General features: G+C 36.8%; 11 protein-coding genes. 8 read left to right on the forward strand and 3 right to left on the reverse strand.

Annotation, left to right across the window (positions count from 1 at the left end; genetic code table 11):
* Positions 1-196: 196 nt before the first annotated feature.
* Positions 197-1,927 carry a phosphoenolpyruvate carboxykinase (ATP) gene (locus AABJ51_RS04955; protein ID WP_026627392.1) on the forward strand — a complete coding sequence of 577 codons (1,731 nt, stop codon included), beginning with the start codon at positions 197-199 and terminating at the stop codon, positions 1,925-1,927.
* A gap of 91 nt (positions 1,928-2,018) precedes the next feature.
* On the opposite strand, the gene AABJ51_RS04960 is transcribed toward AABJ51_RS04955, so the two are convergent.
* Positions 2,019-5,525: a bifunctional proline dehydrogenase/L-glutamate gamma-semialdehyde dehydrogenase gene (locus AABJ51_RS04960; protein WP_338374624.1), complete on the reverse strand. Its 3,507-nt coding sequence runs from the start codon at positions 5,523-5,525 to the stop codon at positions 2,019-2,021.
* 523 nt (positions 5,526-6,048) lie between these two features.
* On the opposite strand from AABJ51_RS04960, the gene AABJ51_RS04965 reads away from it, so the two are divergent.
* From AABJ51_RS04965 to tilS, 4 genes are all read left to right on the forward strand, one after another.
* Complete coding sequence (locus tag AABJ51_RS04965; protein ID WP_338374625.1) at positions 6,049-7,323, forward strand: M64 family metallopeptidase; 1,275 nt, start codon at positions 6,049-6,051, stop codon at positions 7,321-7,323.
* A gap of 121 nt (positions 7,324-7,444) precedes the next feature.
* A complete protein-coding gene (locus AABJ51_RS04970; protein ID WP_434781396.1) occupies positions 7,445-11,890 on the forward strand; it encodes a translocation/assembly module TamB domain-containing protein in 4,446 nt (1,481 codons plus the stop codon).
* Positions 11,887-13,068 carry a THUMP-like domain-containing protein gene (locus AABJ51_RS04975; RefSeq protein WP_338374628.1) on the forward strand — a complete coding sequence of 394 codons (1,182 nt, stop codon included), beginning with the start codon at positions 11,887-11,889 and terminating at the stop codon, positions 13,066-13,068. The genes AABJ51_RS04970 and AABJ51_RS04975 overlap by 4 nt, the downstream gene beginning before the upstream one ends.
* A gap of 100 nt (positions 13,069-13,168) precedes the next feature.
* Positions 13,169-14,491, forward strand: coding sequence for a tRNA lysidine(34) synthetase TilS (gene tilS, locus AABJ51_RS04980; protein ID WP_338374629.1), 1,323 nt, complete (start codon positions 13,169-13,171; stop codon positions 14,489-14,491).
* Here tilS and AABJ51_RS04985 read toward each other — a convergent pair.
* On the reverse strand, positions 14,465-15,841 hold the full coding sequence (locus AABJ51_RS04985) for a tetratricopeptide repeat protein (protein WP_338374630.1): 1,377 nt from the start codon (positions 15,839-15,841) through the stop codon (positions 14,465-14,467). The two genes, tilS and AABJ51_RS04985, sit on opposite strands and share 27 nt — an antisense overlap.
* Before the next feature lie 271 nt (positions 15,842-16,112).
* Here AABJ51_RS04985 and rho point away from each other — a divergent pair, with 271 nt between their 5' ends.
* On the forward strand, positions 16,113-17,966 hold the full coding sequence (gene rho, locus AABJ51_RS04990; RefSeq protein ID WP_338374631.1) for a transcription termination factor Rho: 1,854 nt from the start codon (positions 16,113-16,115) through the stop codon (positions 17,964-17,966).
* A 224-nt stretch (positions 17,967-18,190) separates the two neighbouring features.
* Entirely contained in the window at positions 18,191-19,120 is a 930-nt protein-coding gene (locus AABJ51_RS04995; RefSeq protein ID WP_338374632.1) for a cation diffusion facilitator family transporter, read from the forward strand.
* A gap of 161 nt (positions 19,121-19,281) precedes the next feature.
* Here AABJ51_RS04995 and AABJ51_RS05000 read toward each other — a convergent pair whose 3' ends face one another.
* Positions 19,282-20,595 carry a rhamnogalacturonidase gene (locus AABJ51_RS05000; protein WP_338374633.1) on the reverse strand — a complete coding sequence of 438 codons (1,314 nt, stop codon included), beginning with the start codon at positions 20,593-20,595 and terminating at the stop codon, positions 19,282-19,284.
* A gap of 600 nt (positions 20,596-21,195) precedes the next feature.
* On the opposite strand from AABJ51_RS05000, the gene rpsA reads away from it, so the two are divergent.
* Positions 21,196-22,995 carry a 30S ribosomal protein S1 gene (rpsA, locus tag AABJ51_RS05005; RefSeq protein ID WP_026627401.1) on the forward strand — a complete coding sequence of 600 codons (1,800 nt, stop codon included), beginning with the start codon at positions 21,196-21,198 and terminating at the stop codon, positions 22,993-22,995.
* Positions 22,996-23,098: the final 103 nt, after the last annotated feature.

Below are 23,098 nucleotides of genomic sequence, written 5' to 3' on the forward strand. Positions count from 1 at the left end.
TAAAACGTATTTCGTTTGGAGATAGTTTCTTTTAAATATTAATAATTTGTTAAAATCTAAGATTATTTAACAATATCTCTGATTGATAAAGATATGCCCCAAAGCTGATTATTTATTTTTTTTGTTATCTTTGCTTGCCTCTCAAAACAAAAAGACATTGAATAACTAGTAATAATAATCAAAGAGTAAAAAGAATATGCTACATGAATTTACACTATCGCGGGGAAGAGCGATGATTAATTTCACACTGAAATACTGCGATACTAAACAAAAATTACTAAGTAGTTATGGATTTAGAAGAGTAGTTGAAGCATTTGTCAAAAAAATAAAGAAGGACGATCCTATTATATACGATCATTATATCAAAAGTTTCAAAACAGACGAAAACCTTGTCGAATCACTTATAGAATCATTCAAATTACTGACTGTATTCAAAATAGAAGAAGTTATCGAAGTTGATAATAAATACACCGCACTTTTTGCTGATAAAGATTTATTCATCGAACTAATCGAACTACTGCTTCAATATTGGAAAAAACTCGAAAGATATTCTATTGTACGTAATACCCGCTTAGGTGACGGACTTCAGAATGTAAGATTCATTCAGGCCAATGACTTGTTCAATGATCTTGTACTGACTACAGTACGCCGTATTCAGGAGACTGTAAACGGATTCGATCAAAGAGTATACCGCCAGACTACAGTCGGAGCAACAGCCTCTCTTACATTGAATGATGTAAACTGGAATTGCCCAATCGAATACAAAGGACTTACACCGATACCATTTATCAGTACAGTTGTAATACGTCCTCCTTTCATTACATACACAAAACGCAATACCCGAGACGGAATCTTTCAGGAACATCACCAAAATCCATTGAATAATATTATTCTGAATGAGGACGATTGGTATGTATTCCCTGCTAAAGTAGGTGCAATGCTTACATTCGTTTACTTTCATAAAGATTTTATGGCTCAGGGAATAGGTTTATCTAACTTGTTCGAGCTTGCCAAAGAAAGTGAATACATCGGAAAGAAACCTGATATCATCTACGTATTCGGATATCCGGATGGAGAAGAAGAAAAACGTACATTCTACTATAAAGATAAAAAGAATGATATCCTGATCGGATATGCAAACTATTGCGACGATATCGATTATTTCGGATACATGAAGAAGATGTTATTAACACTTCATAATGTTAAACAAATAGAAAACAATCGCTTACCTATTCACGGAGCAATGGTTAACATCGTTCTTAAAAATGGTAAAGAGTCTAATATCATTATCATGGGTGATAGCGGAGCCGGAAAATCAGAAAGCTTGGAAGCATTCCGTACGCTGAATGAAAGCTATATCCGTCATATGCGCGTAATCTTTGATGATATGGGATTCCTGAAAAAAGAAGCAGATGGCTCTATCAAAGGATATGGAACCGAAATCGGAGCATTTGTCCGCATAGATGACCTTGATCCTGCTTACGCATACGAACAGTTGGACAGAGGTATCTACAGCAATCCTGATAAAATCAATGCCCGTGTAACAATTCCTATTTCAACATACGAAGTAATCTCTAAAGGATACAAAGTAGATATTATGCTTTATGCAAATAACTATCAGGAATCCGATAAGAAGATTTCATTCTATGACGATCTGGATAAAGCAATTCAGGTATTTGAAGACGGAGCACGTAAAGCCAAAGGAACAACTACCGAAAAAGGCCTTGTGAAATCTTACTTTGCCAATCCTTTCGGACCTGTTCAGGAACGTGCAGAAACAGAAGTCTTGGTTCGCCAGTTCTTCAAAGATATGAAAAATAACGGAGTTCAAATCGGAGAAATACATACTTCTCTGGCTATTGACGGACGTAGCAAAGATGGTCCTCGTGAAGCAGCTGAAGAGTTGTTCTCTTTGATCAATAACTAAGATCAAATCTAGTTCTACTATATAAAAAATAGGATTCATATTTTATGAATCCTATTTTTATTTTAAAAGCCCAGCTCTTCTGAGACCTTAACTACTTTTCATCGAAAATGCTTCCATAACGGTGATATTCAAAAGCAATACTTTGCTCTTTCAGGTAATGCAGCAATTCCAATCGACCTTCTACTAAAGGCTTATTTGAAGCAATGTGCTTTCCTAATTTAGCAGCTTTAGCATAAAATTCATCCGACAAATCAGAAGAGCAAGTTCTGATACGGTCATAGCGATCCATCTCATTTAAAAATTCTGATTCGGTCTGAACTTGTATGTTCGCATTCTTAACCATAGGCAAAGCCCATTCTAATTTCTGAGATTTAGGATCATCAGCACTAACACTTACTGTTAAATCAACAGATGCAATAGATGCAGCAAGCATCGAAAGCAAAACATCGCACAGGTCATCTTGCACCCGAACCCTAAGAGCAACCTTATTCAATGGTAAATAACGGAATACATTAGATTCTCCATAGATATAATTAACATCACGTCCTTCAGAAAATTCAGCCTTATAAACCTCAGTATAATTTGCAGCAGCAAAATTCAAGCGGTTCTTAGATACCTCATCCTGAACCAAATCACTTAATGGACATACCGATGCTACTGATTGTAAATTATTATTTTCCTCAAATTCAACAAAACAAGAGACATAATTCACACCTCCCGCTTTAATACCTCCACCAAAAGCAGACCGTTTCATTCCTCCAAAAGGCTGACGATTGACAATGGCTCCGGTAATACCTCTGTTTATATACAGATTACCAGCCTCAAGAGTATCTTTCCACAACTCCTGTTCATCTTCGTCCAAACTTTGAAGCCCCGATGTCAACCCATATTCAGATGAATTGACAAAGTCAATTCCCTGCTTCAAATCTTCGATACAAACAACAGCCAGCAAAGGAGCAAACAATTCGGTCTTAAAAGTATAACTTGAAGGCTTTACTCCCCATTTTACGGTAGGTTTCAGTATATATTTTTTTTCATCCACAAAAACAGGAGGTACTAACCACGATTCACCCTGTTCGAGATTTTCAACAGCATGTAATAACTTATCATTATCGTTTGTTATCATTGGCCCGATGATATTATCGGGGTTCCATACACTACCTGTGTGCAGGCTTAGAACTGCATCTCTTAATTTAGATTTAAAATTCTCATCCTTGTAAATATCTTTATCAACCAACAGCAAAGAGCAAGCCGAACATTTTTGACCTGCATTACCGAACGCCGAAGAAACAACATTAAGAATAGCATGATCCTGATCTCCGTTTCCGGTAAGTATAATAGCATTTTTACCTCCTGTTTCTGCAGATAAAGGTGTTCTGGGATTCTTTTCCAATAAATTGAATGCAGTATCTGTTCCTCCGGTTAAGATAAAATGCTTAACAGACGGATGTCCGGTGAGAAAGTTCAACGGTTCACGCCCATTCGGACAAACAACCTGTAAGGCATCTCTCGGAACACCTGCATCCCAGAAACACTGCGCAAATTCCCACGCTACAGGAAAAGCAACTGTAGCAGGTTTTAATATAACTGTATTACCTCCGGACAAAGCGGAAGCAACTCCTCCTACAGGAATAGCCAATGGAAAATTCCATGGCGATATAACCAAAACGGTTCCTTTAGGCTTATAAGAAACGGTTTCAAGCTCTTCGAATGACTTCATGCTGATAGGGTAAAAACGGCAGAAATCAATTGCTTCGGAAACTTCTACATCCCCTTCCATAAAAGTCTTTCCGGTAATAGCAGCCATACAGCCAATAAGATCACCTCTTTTTGCCGACAACATATCAGCAACATTATGCAAGATACGATTACGTTCTTCGAGAGTTTTTATTCTCCACCCTGATTTATCAGAATCCGCAACAGATACAATTTCTTTCATCTGATCCAACGAAGACAAGCTAGCCTCGCAGAAGCACACCACATCATTATTACTCCGGTCGTAATACCTCTTTTTATCTGTTGTTTCAATTTCTTGATCCCCGATCTGAACAGGTATCTTATAATTATCAGATCTTACATCTGTCTCCCATTTCTTTAATTTTTGTAGTGCCCATTCTCTGTTGATCGGTAAATCCAGATCGGTATCTGCTTCATTCTTGAATAGATTAATATCTTCTACCGGCAAAGGGGCAGCAGTTCTATCTTGTTTTCTAAAAGACTGAGGTATCATCGAGTCTTTTTTCGCATAAGCCTCAAGAAACTGACCAGCTAAAAAATCCCACTGAGGGCTATCCAGTCTCAAGCTAAAAGAATAGCTCAGGAAATTGTCTTTTCCTGTATTTTCATCCAGTCGGCGCACCAGATAAGATACTGCATTCAGGAAATGCTCTTTCTTCACCACAGGCGTATAGAGAATAATCTGCTTATCTAATTTTCTCATCACACGGGGTAAATGATTTGCCATACCTTCGAGCATTTCGAAAGTAATATAATCCTTCACATCGTTTCGCTCACTCAATAAGTAAGCATACCCTATTGTAAAAAAATTATGGGATGCAACACCTATATTCAACACCTTAGCATTCTCCGGCTGCAAGGCAATATCCAAAATATGAAGATAGTTTGCATCCACATCCACTTTTGAGGGTAGAACGGGATTTGTCCAGACTTTCAGAGAAGAAACAATAGTCTCCATTTGCAGATTAGCACCTTTTACCAACCTCATTTTAAGAGGTGCACCACCCTCCTCTACTCTCTTTCTGGCTAGAGTCAGTAATCTTTGCTGTAGTAACCCTGCATCGGGTAAATATGCCTGAACAACTATCCCCGCAGTATAATTTTTGAATTTAGGCATACTCAATACCGTCTCGAAGACATCTAATGTCAACTCAGCATCTTTGTACTCCTCCATATCGAGATTTACAAATTTAGATTTTTGAACACCTTCGGGAGTAATATAAGGATAATCTATAGCTTGCTGATATATACGGGCTACCCGTTCGCAAAGCTCCCTCTTATTCTGTTCATAACTAAGAGGTTTTATCTGTGCATAAATACCTGACAATTTAATTGAGATATAATTTACATCCGGTTCTTTAAGAGCTTCCAAATAATGTTCGTAACGATGCAAAGCCTCACCATCACCCAAAACAACCTCTCCTAATAAGTTTACATTTTGCCCTATCTTTTTTTGCTTCCGCCCCTCGAGATGCTTAGTCAATTCGGGACGCTCCTCTCCAATAATGATTTTATTGGTCTCATCTCTTAATCGTTTTTTAAAAATTGGAATAGAGATTCCATCAAACAAGTAGCCTATTTCGGTGAAAAGTCTTAGTCCAATACGATCAAATGCCCCAAAAAAATCAGGGACTCCGTATTCTTCGATAAGTAATTTCATCCGTTTTGCAAGTTTCCTGTTATTTCGCACCTGCGATGATTCATCTAACATTTTCGACAATAATGTCTTATAAGCAGGTGTTTGTACCAATGACGCAAACTTTTGCTGCTCTTTAATTTCGTCGGGGGTTAATTCCAATTCAGCTTTTGACAAAAATCCTTTCGCCCACTCTAACACTTCTGAAGTCTTAATATTTTCCATTTAGTTTAGGAGATTTATATTTTACATCTTAATTTACTTTGATTTAATCACCATAAACAACACTTCGTTGATATTGGAAGAGGCTTGCAGCCTCTTTCCTTATTGTGTTTTCTGTATATTTTCAATAGCATTAGACTCTTAAGCTATGTTTCACCCTCATTATCCGAGTCTTAGAGTCCTATAATTTTACAATTTTTTTTTCACAAAACAATACACACCTCCACGAAAACCAAAAGACAAAACAATACAACTACAGAAACAAAACAAACAAATAAACCAGTAAAAACAACCAAAGCAAACCAACAAGACACAAAAATAATCAAAATAAAAACAAAAAGACAAATCAATTTAGATTAATAAATAGTTATCTTTGCTTTATCACTAGGTTTTTAATCCTATTTAAATACGAACAAGTATTAAATGATATATATTTAGTCAGCAACAGACTCGGGTTATTACACTTAAGAAAATAATTAAATAGGTCTGAGACCCTATTCATATCTTGAAAAAAAAAAATTACATTATGCATTATCTATTATCACTTCTTCTCTTATTTGTTCCGCTAATCTCTCAATCGCAAGAATTCGATCAGTTTTTCATTGATAAAACACTCAGAATAGATTATATATTTTCGGGAAATTCTTTGACTCAAAATATATCCGTTGATCAATTAAATCAGTTACCCCAATGGGCAGGACGCAAACATAATTTATCAGGAAGTTGTTGGGCAGGAAACGGGAATATCAAAGTATATGATGTCGAAACCAACAAATGTATTTATGTAAATACATTCAGCAGCCTGTTTCAGGAATGGCTGACTACACCAGAAGCGGAACAAGTGACTCGCAGTTTCGAAAATGTACTGCTAGTTCCATTTCCTAAAAATAAAGTAAAAATAGAAGTTACCCTCACAGGAAAAGAACATAACACGCAAGCAAGTATAAGTCATATTATAGATCCTAAAGACATCTTAATACACCCCAAAGGTTATACATCAACCACCCCGTATGCCATAATACATAAAGGAACAAATCCTGATAAATGTATCAACATCGCAATTTTGGCAGAAGGTTATACAAAAGAAGAAATGCCCGATTTTCTAAAATATGCTGAAGAATCGGTTAACCAGATATTCTCCTATTATCCGTTCAGTAAGTACAAAGACAGCTTCAATGTATATGCAGTACAAAGCGAATCGAAAGATTCGGGTGTAAGTGTACCCAGACTAAAAGAATGGAAACAAACCGCTTTCGGCTCACATTTCGACACCTTTTATTCGGATAGGTACCTCACTACAGGGCATGTAAAAGATATACACGATGCATTGGCCGGAATACCTTACGAACATATCATCATATTAGCCAATACTAATGTTTATGGCGGTGGTGGCATTTTCAACGCTTATACCCTGACAACTACAGGACATCCCGACTTCAAACCTGTTGTTGTACACGAATTCGGGCATAGCTTCGCCGGACTTGCCGATGAATACTTCTACGACAGTGATGTTTTGGATCAGACTTACTCACATTCGGTAGAACCTTGGGAACCGAATATTACTACATTAAAAGACTTTGCCGTAAAATGGCACAACCAATTACCTGTAAACACTCCGATACCCACACCAACCGATTTAAAGGATAAATACCCAACAGGTGTATACGAAGGTGCAGGCTACTCTTCGAAAGGAATATACAGATCGTCTTTTGACTGTAGAATGAGAACCAATACTTACAAAGAATTTTGTCCTGTATGTCAAAACGCAATCGAAAAGTTAATTCTCTATTATCTTAAATGAAATTTAGAATAAAAAGCCGGAAATATTCGATATATCAAGTTGCTTTTTATAATTTTGCTTAGCTTAAGATAGATTACATATAAAAAAATTTAAATATATATTCCTCAGCATATTAGGCATTATAGCCGGACTAATATTGCTCTTGTACGGACTACTGAACATGTCGTCCGTGCAAAATTATGTAAAAGAACGAATAGTTACCGAGCTGAAAAACAAGCTACAAACAGATTTAGGAATAGAATCCCTCTACATAAAACCATTCAATGTCATTCAACTAAACGGGGTATACCTCAATGACAGAAAAGACAGCACTATATTAAAAGCAAATACCATATACGCCGATTTTGATCTGCTGCCATTACTTAACAGGCAACTGATATTCAATGCGGCAAAATTATCTGACTTTGATGTAAATCTGGCAAAAGACAGTGCTAATGCACCACTTAATATCCAATTTATTATTGATGCGTTCAAACCAAAAGAGCAAACCAATAAGGCAAAAATACAAGTCCATATAAATTCCCTTGATATTGAAAACGGAAATTTCCGGTATGATATCAAAGACAGAGGGGTTATAAATGATAAATTCGACGCAAACCATATCAATATCAGCAATCTGAATGCAAAGTTGGCACTCAAGTCTCTTGAACCTGATTCGCTTAATATTCAGATAAAAAAGCTAAAGTTGGAAGAAAAGAGCGGACTCAAGATTGATAATCTTATCGTAAGGGTAATCACTCAGGATAATCATTTGTTTGTCAAAGGTTTTAAACTCAATCTTCCTAAATCGCAATTACAATTCGACAAATGCGAAATTGACTATGCCGATACCTTATCCCATAAGAATATCATAGACAGAGCCATCTTCGACATCAAAATCGGGTCATCATACATCGCCCTGAAAGATATATCGCCATTGGTTCCTGCATTTAAACATTTCGAAGACCGTATCTTATTCAAAACCTCGATACAAGGAACATTAGATAATATACAGGTATCCGACTTAAAACTCGATTACGGAGATCTGATGCACTTATCAGCAGAAGGAACGTTAAATAATTTTCGTGATAAAGATAAGCTCTGGCTATCCGGAAATGTAAGTAACCTTACTGTCAGCGAAACAGGAATACCTACACTCATAAATAATCTGTCGGGAACAAAACAAGAGCCGTCCCCTATTTTAAAACAATTAGGAACAATCTCATTCAAGGGTAAAGTTTCAGGTTTTCTGAAAGAATTGAAAGCGATCGGTAATTTTTCAGCGCAACCGGGATCTGTTATCGCTACACTTGATTTTGGATTCAACCCGGATGAACGTACATCTTCTTATTTCAGAGGAAAAGTAAGTACGGATAATTTCCATTTAGGAGATTTATTAACCAACAAAGATCTGGAAGATTTGTCTTTCGACCTTTCAGTAAACATTAATAAACCCAAAAAAGGATATCTGAACGGAGATGTAAACGGTATAGTAAAAAAATTGGTGTATAAAAAATACACATACCACGATATAAAATTAGATGGTAAATATGATGGTCTGCGTATAAACGGAGGCTTGGCTCTGGATGATGAAAATGCGGTATTTAATATACATGGTTTATTCGACTTGTCGCAAAAAGAGCCCGAATTGAATTTTGATGCCCGTCTGAAAAATGTACGCTTCGATAAACTAAACCTGAGTAACAAATACAAAGACTCTTATCTGAGTTTACTGATCGACGCTAACTTTACAGGCAAAAACATTGATGATATACAAGGATATATCAAAGCCGATTCGATCCGTTTTCTGAAACCGGATAAAAAATTCGAGATGGACAATTTTATCATTGCTGCATCAGGGACAGGAGACCAAAGAGAGCTAAGTATTACCTCGGATATTATAAACGGACAGGTAAAAGGCGAATATTCATATTCAACTATAGCTGAGAGCATGCAAAGATCACTGAACAGCTATCTGCCGTCTCTGATAAATTATACGGCAAAAAGAGGACGAAAGATTAAAAACAACAACCTCAATTTCGAGTTTGTTATCAATAATACAGAGACAGCCAGCGATATATTTCAGTTACCTGTAACTATACTCAGCCCTACCAAGATTATAGGATTTTATAATAATCAGATAGAGCGATTTAAAGTTGAAGCCTTTATGCCTTCGATGAAAGCAGGAGGCGGACAGATACAGTCGGGATATTTCGTTATCGAAAATAATGCAGATCAGATAACTTCTAATCTTGCTGGCACGTTTGTAACTAAAAAGCAAACACTAAATACGTTGTCATCTGATTTAAAAATAAGTAACGACATCATTGATATCCATACTTTATTTTTAAACAAAGACCAGACCCGCCTGAAAGGAGAGTTTTCCAACTCAATTACTTTTTCGAGATCTCAAGATAAGAACCTGCAAACCGATATTAAATTCAATAAAGGAGAATTAGTTCTCAATAACACAATATGGAACATTGGTGATTCTCATATCCGTTTGATTCCCAATAAAATTGATGTAGATAATTTCGAAATAGCAAGCACAACAAAAGACCAGAAATTAAAAATAGACGGTACGTTCTCTTCAAAAGATTCTAATGAAAAGCTTTTTGTGAACCTACAGAATATAGACCTCGATTATGTATTTAAAACATTAGCTATAGATGCATTACAATTCGGAGGAGCTGCTAGCGGACAACTGGCAGTATCGACAATAGAAGGTCAACCCTATGCTAAAGTCAACCTGAATGTAAACGACTTTGCTTTTAACAATACAACATTAGGGCACCTGATCTTAGACAGTGATCTGGATTCGGAAACGAAAAAAGTAAACATGGTGGGAACTATCACCAACGAGCATGACAAAACAACAAAAATAAAAGGGCATATCAACCCCATAACTCAGGAACTGTCCATAGATTTTGACTCAGAAGAAGTGAATATTGCATTCTTGAATAAGTATGTATCAACCCTATTTAATAATGTACAGGGAGTGGGACATGGAAATGTACGCTTATCCGGTGATTTCTCGAATGTAACAGTAGAAGGTAAAGCATTTATCGAAAACGGCGGGCTTGGTATTAATTTCCTGAATACTTATTATACTTTCACCGATACAATATACATGAAGAAAGACCTGATCTACTTCAGCGATATTGCATTCCATGACCAGAAAGGGAATACAGCTTTAGTCAGCGGAAAAGTCGTACACGATTACTTCACTAATTTCATGTATTATGTAGATCTGAAAGGTGATAATTTCATGTTATATAACGCCACTGAAAATCTGAATCCGATGCTTTACGGTACTGTATTCGGATCGGGAACAGGGGTTATCAAAGGCGATGAAAAAGCGGTTGACATCAATGTCAATATGCGTACCAACAGTAATACCAATATCTATATGAATTTCATGGAGGAGACGGCCGAAGAATATTCATTTGTCAGATATAAAACAAAAGAAACGCCGGAAGATTCATTGGTAAACAAAGACGATAAATTCAAAATAGGACGCCTGAAGACCGATTCCGGAATGGAAATCAATATGGATTTCTATATAGATGCAACACCCGATGCAACTGTAGAGCTATTGATGGATCCCGTAGGAGGAGACCGTCTGAGAGGATCGGGAAGCGGAGCTCTTCAATTTATATGGGGAACGAATAAAGATCCCATGCTTTACGGTACATATCAGATAAATAAAGGATCATACAACTTTACTTTCCAAAAAATATTGGAAAGGAAGTTTGCAATACAAGAAGGTAGCAGCGTACAATTCCGAGGGGATCCTTTTCAAGCGAATATAGACATCACAGCCGTTTACCGCATTGTAGCAAACCTTAACGATCTGGATCAGAATCTTGCACGTACCACAGGTCAGGCTAGTGTACCGGTTAATTGCCTTCTGAATATAACAGGTGCGCTGCGAAGGCCAAATATTAATCTCGATATTGCACTGCCATCGGCCGACCCCGAAGTTCAGCGTCAGGTCAAGAGCCTGATGAGTACTGAGGATATGATAAACAGGCAGATAGTTTATTTATTGCTCCTTTCGAAATTCTATACCCCTAACTATGCTGTAACGGAACAAAGAACATCTGACTTTGCGGCAGTAGCATCTGCTACCCTATCTTCGCAACTCAGTAAAATACTCAGCCAGATAGATGATCGCTGGCAGGTTGGAACCAATATACGTACAAGCGACTCGAATTTCTCGAGTACCGAGGTTGAGCTACTACTTTCAAGCCGTCTGCTTGACGATCGCGTACTATTTAACGGAAACTTCGGATATCGTGATAATCCGATGACCCAGGATGCCTTTATCGGAGATATTGATATAGAAGTATTACTGAACCGTGTAGGCACATGGCGTTTGAAAGCATATAACCACTATAACGAAAAGTACTATTACGTGGGTAGCAATGGAGGTAATGGTGTGCAGACTCAGGGTATAGGTATCTTGTATAAAAAAGACTTCGACAGCTTACGTGAGCTATTCGCAAGACCAAAGAAAGTACAAAAAGATTCATTAAAAAATGACTCTGTTCCAAGTTTACACGATGTTGTGAAGATGAAAAAATGATTGAGCTAACATCAGATATAAAAAAATTCATAGCAGAACACGAAAATGAGGACATCAGAGAATTAGCTCTAAAAGCCTCTCGATACCCTCAGATAAATATGCAGGATGCTATCCAGCAAATAGCCGGACGACGTATTGCCAAGAGTAAAATACCCTCATGGTACGCACAGAACAACATCATATATCCACCCCATATATCAATGGAACAATGCTCTTCTGAGCAAACGGCGTCCTATAAGGCATCATTATCCACAGGCAATACAATTATTGATCTTACCGGGGGCTTTGGTGTAGATCTCTCGTTTATGGCTCAAAATAAAACTGAAGCATATTATATAGAAACACAACCTCATCTGGTCGAATTAGCTCAGCATAACTTCAAGGTATTAGGTTTAGATCATATAACAGCTATAAATAACAACGGTATCAATTTTCTGAGGTCCGAAGATAAACTCTGGGATACTATATACATCGATCCAGCACGCAGAAATACCTCCGGACGCAAAACAGTTCTGATCGAAGACTGTACACCCAACCTGATAGAGATTGACAGTCTATTAAACCAAAAATCCAAACAGGTTATAATAAAATTATCACCTATGCTGGATATTACCCATGCGTTAAATTCAATCAGTAATATTACAGATATCCACATAATCAGTGTTAATAATGAATGTAAAGAACTGCTCTTAGTAAAAAGGTCTACGCAAAAAGAGGTAAAGCTCCATTGTATAAACATAATAAACAACGGTGTTCAATGTTTTTCTTTTACTAAAGACAATGAAAACAATGCAGCAGTCACATATTCTGATCAGCCGGAAAAATATTTGTACGAACCCAATAGCTCTATATTAAAAGCCGGAGCCTACAAATATCCTGCAGATTATTTTAATCTGAAAAAACTGCATATAAACAGCCATCTGTACACATCAGACTTATATATACCCGATTTTCCGGGACGTCATTTTACGGTCAAGAATGTATTTGGAGCGAATAAGAAAGATATAAAACAATATCTGACAATGAAACAGGCGAATATAAGTACACGCAATTATCCACTATCGGTAGCTGAAATAAGAAAGCAAACTAAACTCAAAGACGGTGGAAATGACTATATATTTGCGACAACCCTTGTCAATGAAAAAAAAGTGCTAATTTTGTGTGAGAAGGTCGAATAAAACCGCCGAACTATATTATAGTTGATTAACAGATTAACAGATCTGCTTATCAGCCCGTTTATTGACATTATAAAAAGGTCTGAGACCTTAGATTCAAAACATGCAAATCCTCTCCAAAGTAAAAAAGTATATTAAGGATAATAATCTGTTGAACGATCGCGCCCGTGTAATAATCGGCGTAAGCGGAGGTGCAGATTCTATCGCACTGTTAGATATACTTTACAATTTGGGATATGAATGTATTGTAGCACATTGTAACTTTCATCTTCGGGATCAGGAATCATACAGGGACGAGTATTTCGTTGAAAAAGCTTGCGAAAAATACAATGTAGAATATGTATCAGCCAGCTTTAACACAAAAAAATATATCAAAGAAGAGTCTATTTCACTCGAAATGGCTGCTAGAGAATTACGATATGCGTGGTTCGAGAAAATCAGGAAGAAATACAAAGCCGAAAAAATAGCTATTGCACATCATCAAAATGATTCGGTTGAAACCGTTCTCATAAATTTGATTCGAGGTACAGGTATACGGGGTCTTACAGGTATTGCACCCCTCAATGGATATGTAATCCGTCCCTTACTTTGCATATACAGGGATGACATCTTAACGTATTTGCAAAAGAAAGAATTATCATTTGTAGAAGACAGCACAAACAAAGAGGATATATATACCCGTAACAAAATAAGGCTTAACGTTCTGCCCTTACTTCAAACGATAAATCCATCGGTAATACAGTCTATAAGCCGTACTGCCGAAAACCTGACTCAGACAGAAAAAATATACCAATCGTATATAGACAAAGCTAAGAGGGCTGTTTTTTCTGATAACATCATTAATATAGATGCTCTGTTGCAGCAGGTCGAACCCAAAACTATACTTTTTGAAATATTGTTTCCTCTGGGGTTTAATACACCTACTGTCGATAATATATACGAATCGGTTAACAGCCAATCGGGGAAAGTTTTTTTCTCAACAGAATATCAGCTGGTTAAAGATAGAAACACTTTTATTATCCAGCAGATTGAAAGCCAATCGGACAAAATATATACGCTTTTTGAACACGAAACAGAAATAGCAGAGCCCTTGAAGCTGACTATCGAATCGTTTCGCAAGCCTAAAGATTTTGAGATAGAACGTAATCCCGATACAATATATATCGATAAAGGTAAACTCTCATTTCCGCTGATCATCCGTAAATGGAAAAAAGGAGATAAGTTCCGACCTTTCGGAATGAAAGGACACAAAAAAATCAGCGATTATTTTACCGACCGGAAATTCAGTCTTATCGAAAAAGAAAATATTTGGCTGCTCTGTTCTGTCGATGACATTGTATGGATCATTGGCGAACGTGCCGATGATCGGTTTAAAATTACCAATAAAACAATAGAAGTATTAAAGATTAATATTGATCGAGGATAATACTTTTACATTGCTGCCGGCAAATCCGATCAAACCTAAAGATTTCCTCAATCCATTGATGTGCTTGTCAAGTGCATCTAATTTATTGCGGGTTACATTTATTTCCCCTTGATCTGTTCTGTCGGGATTCTCTATCTTCAACAGTTGTCCATAATATGTCTGTAGCGACTGTTTATATAATTCATAATATGTCAATGCTTCTCTCGGCTGCTTGAGATCAATCTCATACAATGATAATATAGTATAATAGAGATTCATCTTCTGATTATCATTTGCATACTCAACCGCCTTTTTAAAGAACTCCACAGCTTCCGAAAGTTCCTCTTTACCTTCACACGAAATGGCAAAATTTCGATAATACTGATACAGTGTAAAGTCGGCAGGTACAGCACGGTCTATCAATAGCCCGAAACATCTTTTTCCCGTATTATAGTCGGATCTTTCATTGGCAACTACACCTAATGCATATAAGATATTGATATTTACAGAGTCTATTTTACTGGCCTTCAGCAAAAATGTGTATGCTTTATCATTCTGTCCCAAAGAATAATAACAAAATCCCAGACTCCGCTGCACAACAAGTGAACTATCTCCCCTATTATAACATTTTTCGAAACGTGCTGCTGCTGCTTCGTACAAGTCGGCGGCATAATAGCTGAGCGCATTCAGTAAGTTAATTTGCTGGCTAGTTGAGTCCCTTTCTACATAATGATCCGATATACGGATTGCTTCATCATATCCGGTCTTACCTTTCTTGATATCCAAATTTATAAGACCTGCAACCGAAAATGTATCAAAAAAATCTTTCGACCATGACTTATTATAATACACGCGGGCACTATCAGGCATATTGAGATTATCGTAGCATTGAGCGATTTTCCTTAACATATTATCCATCCCGTATTTTTCGGTCAAAGTGCTGTATTCAGACAATGCTTCGGCATATTTATCCTGCCTCATGTACATATCCGCCCTCTGTATTCTGAAATAAATATTTGTAGAATCTTTATTTATTAACTGATTATAACATTCCAGACTCTTATCCCATTTAGATAATGCCTGATAACAGATTGCCAGTTCTGCTACAGATTGTTTATCTTCGGGATATTTCTTAACAATTTCCTCTCCCACCGTTATAGCATCGGCATACTTATTCAGATTTTTCAAACACAAAGCCTTCTTCTGCATCAGGCTATTAGACTCTTCCTGACTATCAATCAGCCCTAAAGCTTTGTCGAATAAATATCGGTTTATGTAAGAATCAATCTCACACTCAATCTGAGATTGCGCACAAACAGTAAAACCTATAAATCCTTTAATAAAAATCATCACTACAAATATCACCCTCATAATCAATTTACTATTTTTTAGTAAAACTACGAATTTATTTTAAATACACAAATAAAGTCTATTGAATATTAATTATTCTTCTAAAAAATTGTTTTTAGAAAAAACTTTGCTACTTTTGTAGGACAAGAAAAGACTTCTTATTTCTTGTATCAAGAACATTTTCAATATTATATCCAGCTTATTTGCATCAAACAAAAAATTATAATAGAGTACTTTCCAGTCTCTGTACTATACTGAGAACATATTAAATTAATAAACATCATAGATATACATGCGTATATATAACATTCTTGAGCTTAATGAAAAGCTCACTACAGAACTTAGAACCCTGGCTAAGGAGCTGGGAATAAAGCGTCCTGATGCTTATAAAAAGGACGAACTGATCTATAAGATTCTGGATGAACAAGCTATTCTTGAAGCTAAAAACAAAAACTCGGATAGCTATAAAGCAGAAGATCAGGCCTCAGGTAAAAAAAATCAAGAGAAAGCTGAAAAGGTAAAGAGCAATAAACCGGCTCCTCAACCGAAACAAAACCAGCCTAAGCAAAAGAAAGACAACGCTCCTACAATCAAAGCAGAAGAGAAAAAAGAAACTGTAATTGTAGCGGAAGCTATAAAACCTGAGATAGTTGAACCTCAAAATGAGGCAGAAAAAGAAACCAAACAGCAAAACAAAGGGAAAGTTATCGTAAAAAAAGAGACTGAAGAAAAAGAAGTGCCAGCTGCAAAAGAAAAAGAAGAAGTAGCAGAAGCACCTAAACCACAGCCTCAGAAACCAACCCAGCTTGTGTTCAAATCCAACAGACCGAGAGTAAACGAACCAAAACCCGAAGTTCCGGCATTGGCTCCTCTTACAGCACTGGAAGTTGAAGCCGAACCCGAAACTATTGTTGAACCTGTAGCAAAAGCCCCTGTTCAAAATAATAATAATCAAAATCAATCTGCAAAACAGAATAATAATCAAAACCAACAGAATCAAGCTCAATCTCAAGATAAGAGTTTCGAATTTGATGGTATATTATCTGCCACCGGAGTTTTGGAAATCATGCAGGAAGGATACGGATTCCTTCGCTCATCTGATTATAACTACATGTCTTCTCCTGATGACATATATATATCACAATCACAGATTCGTCTGTTCGGATTAAAAACGGGAGATATTGTAGAAGGCCCAATCCGCCCTCCAAAAGAAGGAGAAAAATTTTTCCCTCTTGTAAAGGTTGATAAAATAAACGGACGCACACCCGACGAAGTCAGAGACCGTGTTCCGTTCGATCACTTAAAGCCATTGTTTCCTAACGAAAAATTCAGTCTGACAAATGGTCGTAATGATAATTTTTCGTGCCGTGTTGTAGATTTATTCTCTCCGATAGGAAAAGGACAACGCGGACTGATAGTAGCGCAACCCAAAACCGGTAAAACAACTTTACTGAAAGATATAGCAAACGCAATAGCTAATAATCACCCCGAAGTGTACATGATCGTACTTCTGATTGATGAACGTCCTGAAGAAGTTACAGATATGGAGCGCAGTGTAAACGCAGAAGTGATAGCTTCAACATTTGATGAACCAGCCGACCGCCACGTGAAAATTGCCGAAATCGTATTGAATAAAGCAAAACGTATGGTAGAATGCGGACACGATGTAGTGATTCTTCTGGACTCTATTACACGTCTGGCTCGTGCTTACAATACCGTGCAACCTGCATCAGGTAAAGTACTGACCGGTGGTGTGGACGCTAATGCCCTGCATAAGCCCAAACGTTTCTTCGGTGCTGCCCGTAATATCGAAAACGGAGGTTCGTTAACCATTATAGCAACAGCTCTTACGGAAACAGGATCTAAAATGGATGATGTTATCTTCGAAGAATTCAAGGGTACTGGTAATATGGAACTTCAACTCGACCGTAAATTGTCGAACAAGCGTGTATTCCCTGCTGTTGATATTATTTCTTCAAGCACACGCCGCGACGACCTGCTATTAGATAAAGATACACTAAGCCGCATGTGGGTTTTACGCAATTTCTTATCAGATATGAATTCGGTAGAAGCTATGCAGTTTCTTGAAAACAGGTTGAAAAAAACTATTAATAACGAGGAGTTTCTGATCTCAATGAACGACTAAGGTTTCAGATCTATTTATTGACTTGCCAAGCATATAACAACAGATACGTTATCAGCTTAAATTCGGGTCATTATTTTAACTCAGTCTGACAAAAAATAGAAAATAATAAAGAAGGATTGTTTGATAAATCAAACAATCCTTCTTTTCTTTGTAAAGTCCGGATCTTTTGCATTACCTCAATAGTATCAGGCCGCGGATTTTAAAGATTATAAATATTAAATATAATGTCAGACAATCATACACATACACACAATCACGGAGCGCATTCGCATGGACATAATGCTAATAAAAAGGCTCTAACCATCAGCTTTTGCCTAATTGCAGGATTTATGCTGGTAGAATTTGTCGGAGGAATACTAACAAACAGCTTAGCTCTGCTCTCGGATGCCGGACATATGCTATCCGATGCTGTGGCTCTCGGGTTAAGCCTTGCCGCTCTGATATTCGGAGAAAGGGCTGCCACTCTTGACAAAACATACGGCTATAAACGTTTCGAAATATTGGCGGCTCTGCTTAATGGTATCGCACTTGTAGCCCTATCAATATATATATTGTATGAAGCTATCGTTAGATTATCGTCACCGCCTTCGGTTATAGGTAAAGGCATGATAATCATATCGGCGATTGGTCTTGTTATCAATATTGTAGTAGCATGGATATTATCAAGAGGTGAAACAAAAGAAAACCTTAATATAAAAAGTGCTTTTATGCATGTTCTCGGAGATCTTCTCGGGTCGGTTGGAGCAATAATAGCAGCTCTGCTGATTATCTTTCTAGGATGGAATATCGCTGACCCTATAGCCAGCATGATTGTTTCGGTACTTGTACTATACAGCGGATGGCATATACTAAAAGATTCTGTGAATATACTGATGGAAAGTAAACCTGCAAATATAGACACAGCAGAAGTCAAACGAGCTATAAAATCTATTGATGGAGTTATAGATATCCACGACCTGCATATATGGATGATTACTCAGGAATTTTTGTCTCTCACAACTCATGTTTCCGTTAAAAACAATTCGGACAGAGACCTGCTCTTAAACCAAATAACAAAAATCATCAAACAAAAAACCGGCATAACCCACATTACAGTACAATTGGAAGGGCTCGACTTTGCTATCTGCGAACATGCCTGTGATATGAAGCATTAAGAAAATTCTGCTATTAAGATATCAGTAAGGGTTTTGACTTGAAAGTCAAAACCCTTACTACATTTAACGTAAACCTATAAAATCATACAGTTACAGTATAATAGCCTATTATTATAATTTGAAAATATATCATCAAATACTTTATTTAAAAGAGTGAAACCTTAAAACTCCTTTTTACCATTTACTGTTATATTTTTCAAATTAAAGTTCTTGATATAACCGGCTTGTATTTCCGAACTTTTTTTCGCAGTAATATCAAGATTCTCAAACGTAAAATCTGACAATTTATACTGATCAGAGTTTACAACTTCAAAAAAAGTTTCACATTCAAACTGAATATTACGCATTGTCACATTATGTGAATAAGACAACGGCATTTCAGAGTGTCCTTTCATATCGAAAAACTGTGTCCATGGTTTGATATACAAAAAACTGCGTGCATTCCCTTTCACATCCTCCACCAATATATACTCATAATTCTGAGGAGTATCAGGACGCATTTTGAGCCACAACAGACGCTGAGCCATATTTATGGTATTACGTCTGAAAACGATATTGTGATTATAAATCGATTCGCTGCCACAGGTCAAAGCACTATGACAGAAGCCAAACGTACAATCTTCAATAATGATATTTTTATTACCTCCATTATTCTCATCCTTATCTGCTAATGGTCCTTTCCCTCCTTTTAAAGCCACAGCATCATCATTAACGGATAAGTAACAATTCTTCACCAATACGTTCGTACATACATCCAAATCAATAGCATCAGTACTTGGAGCCTTCACAGGTTTCGCCGGAGAATAAATATATAGATCCAGTAATTTTACATTTTCACATTTATAAAAGTGAGTTGTCCAGAAAGGCGAATTTTCGAGTCTTATACCCGACATCTGTACATTTTTACTGTTGGATATATATACCAGACGAGGACGCATTTCGTCCATATTAGTACATTTAGGATTTATCTTCCGTCTCAACCAGAAAGCTGTCCAGTAACGCAAACCATTTCCATTTATAGTTCCTTCTCCCGAAATAGTAAATCCGTCCACACCATCAGCATTTATAAGTGCTGCAAAATAGTCAAGGGTTTGCCCTTCCATACGGGTTTTCAATATCTCGAAATCCGCAATGTCATCACTCCCTTTCAAGACTCCATCTTTCTCTAAGTATAGATGCGTATTCGGTTTAAAGAAAAGAGACCCGCTCAAATAAGTTCCGGCAGGAATAACGATAACCCCTCCCCCTTCTTTTGAAGCTTTGTCGATAATCACTTGTATCTTTTCGGTCTGTAAAGTCGTACTGTCATTCAATACTCCATACTCAGTAATATTATATGCTTTACCAAGAGATTTTATATCAGTAGCTCTATTTTGCCTAAACCATTCAGGAATGGGTGTTCCATCCGGAAACATATCCTGTGCCGAAAGATTCAGCCCTAAAGCAACTGCTAATAACAAAAAAAATAATTTCATGTTGTTCCTTTTTATTAAGGTCTCAAACAGACCTTCGGTTAACTTATTTAAGATTAAATGCTGCTAATTATATGATTTTTATTTAATGCAAAACTATCTATTGGTATACATATATATATGTGTTTAAGTACAAACATATGTATTTTTGAATCCGGCCAAGGGGGAATATCTGACTTTTCTAATTTTTGAAACAAATACTCACCCAAAATAAGGTTCGACAAGTTTATAAAAAAGGACATCTCTCGCATTGATTTTTATCTATACAGAAAGTCTATAAATATACTGATTACTCAACATGGAATGAGAAGTAAAAAAGTTACAGATGAATGTATACAAAAGGAGTAACCTTTGTTACCTTTTGAGGAAATTAATAATGTCTAATTGATAACTGTTACCTGATCATTGACCACCGATTTTGTTACCTTTTCTATTTTAGGAAACAATTCATAATGAGACCGTAATATATGATATCTGATAAAAAGAGGAGGATAAATATTTAAGTCTCAAAAAAAATCAATATCTTTGCACCGCTTTTAAAAGCAAATTTTAAGTTTAACCCTTTAAAGTTACTGATCAGAGCTGGACTCAGATCGTGAATAGATGATCGAATCTGATAAATTAAAAAATGTACAACCGGTTGATAATTTCGACTGGGATGCCTACGAACAAGGCGAAACCTTTTCTAGCAAAAGCAAAGAAGAATTAGTAGAAACTTATGACCAATCATTGAATAAAATCAATGACAAAGAAGTGGTTATGGGTAAAGTAACATCGATGAACAAACGCGAAGTTGTTGTTAACATCGGTTACAAATCAGACGGTGTTGTTTCGATGAACGAATTCCGCTACAATCCTGATCTGAAAATCGGCGACGAAGTAGAAGTATACATCGAAAGCCAAGAAGATAAAAAAGGACAATTGATCCTTTCTCACAAGAAAGCTCGTGCATCTCGTTCTTGGGAACGTGTTAACGAAGCTCTTGAAAAAGACGAAATTATCAAAGGTTACATCAAATGCCGTACTAAAGGCGGTATGATTGTTGACGTGTTTGGTATCGAAGCGTTCCTTCCAGGATCTCAGATCGATGTTAAACCAATCCGCGACTACGATGTATTCGTTGACAAAACAATGGAATTCAAAGTTGTTAAAATCAACCACGAATTTAAAAACGTTGTTGTTTCTCACAAAGCTCTTATCGAAGCTGAACTTGAACAACAGAAAAAAGACATCATCTCTAAACTTGAAAAAGGTCAGGTTCTTGAAGGAACCGTTAAGAACATCACTTCATACGGTGTATTTATCGACCTTGGCGGTGTAGATGGTCTTATCCACATTACAGACCTTTCTTGGGGACGTGTTCAACATCCTGAAGAAGTGGTTAAATTGGATGAAAAAATCAATGTGGTTATCCTTGACTTCGACGATGACAAAAAACGTATCGCCCTTGGTCTAAAACAACTTACTCCTCATCCATGGGATGCACTTGATGCCAACCTGAAAGTTGGTGACAAAGTGAAAGGTAGAGTTGTAGTTATGGCTGATTACGGTGCATTTATCGAAATCGCTCCCGGTGTAGAAGGACTTATCCACGTATCTGAAATGAGCTGGACTCAACACCTACGTAGTGCTCAAGACTTTATGAAAGTTGGAGACGAAGTAGAAGCTGTAGTTTTGACTTTGGATCGTGAAGAACGCAAAATGTCTCTAGGTATCAAACAATTGAAACCAGATCCATGGGAAAATATCGAAACTAAATATCCGGTAGGAAGCCAGCATACTGCTAAAGTACGTAACTTCACTAACTTCGGTGTATTTGCTGAAATAGAAGAAGGTGTAGACGGATTAATCCACATCTCAGACCTTTCTTGGACTAAGAAAATCAAACACCCAAGCGAAATCACTCAAATAGGTGCAGATATTCAAGTACAAGTATTGGAAATCGACAAAGAAAACCGTCGCCTAAGCCTAGGTCACAAACAATTGGAAGAAAATCCTTGGGATGTATTCGAAACTATCTTTACTGTAGGATCTATACACGAAGGTACAGTTGTTGAGCTAGTTGACAAAGGTGCTGTAATCTCTCTTCCTTATGGTGTTGAAGGTTTTGCAACTCCAAAACACCTAGTAAAAGAAGACGGAACTCAAGCTCAGGCTGACGAAAAACTAGAATTCAGAGTTATCGAATTTAACAAAGATTCAAAAAGAATCATCGTATCTCATAGCAAAGTATATGAAGAAGAAAAAGGAGGAAGCGATGCTTCTGAAAAAAGATCTTCAAGAAAAGCTACCAAGAAAGATGAACCTGCTCAAGTAACATCTACTTCTGCAGAGAAAACAACTCTTGGAGATATCGAAGAATTAGCGGCACTTAGAGATAAATTATCAGGCGAAAGCAAGTAATTTATAACTAAATATAACATAAAACGGCTTTTGCTCTGAGCAAAGGCCGTTTTTTATTTATGCCTTGTATCTTTTCATTATATTTGCACCAATTATTCATAAA

Origin of the sequence: Indolivaga capnocytophagoides, assembly GCF_036511535.1 — a bacterium.
Taxonomy (GTDB): domain Bacteria; phylum Bacteroidota; class Bacteroidia; order Bacteroidales; family Dysgonomonadaceae; genus Dysgonomonas_A; species Dysgonomonas_A capnocytophagoides.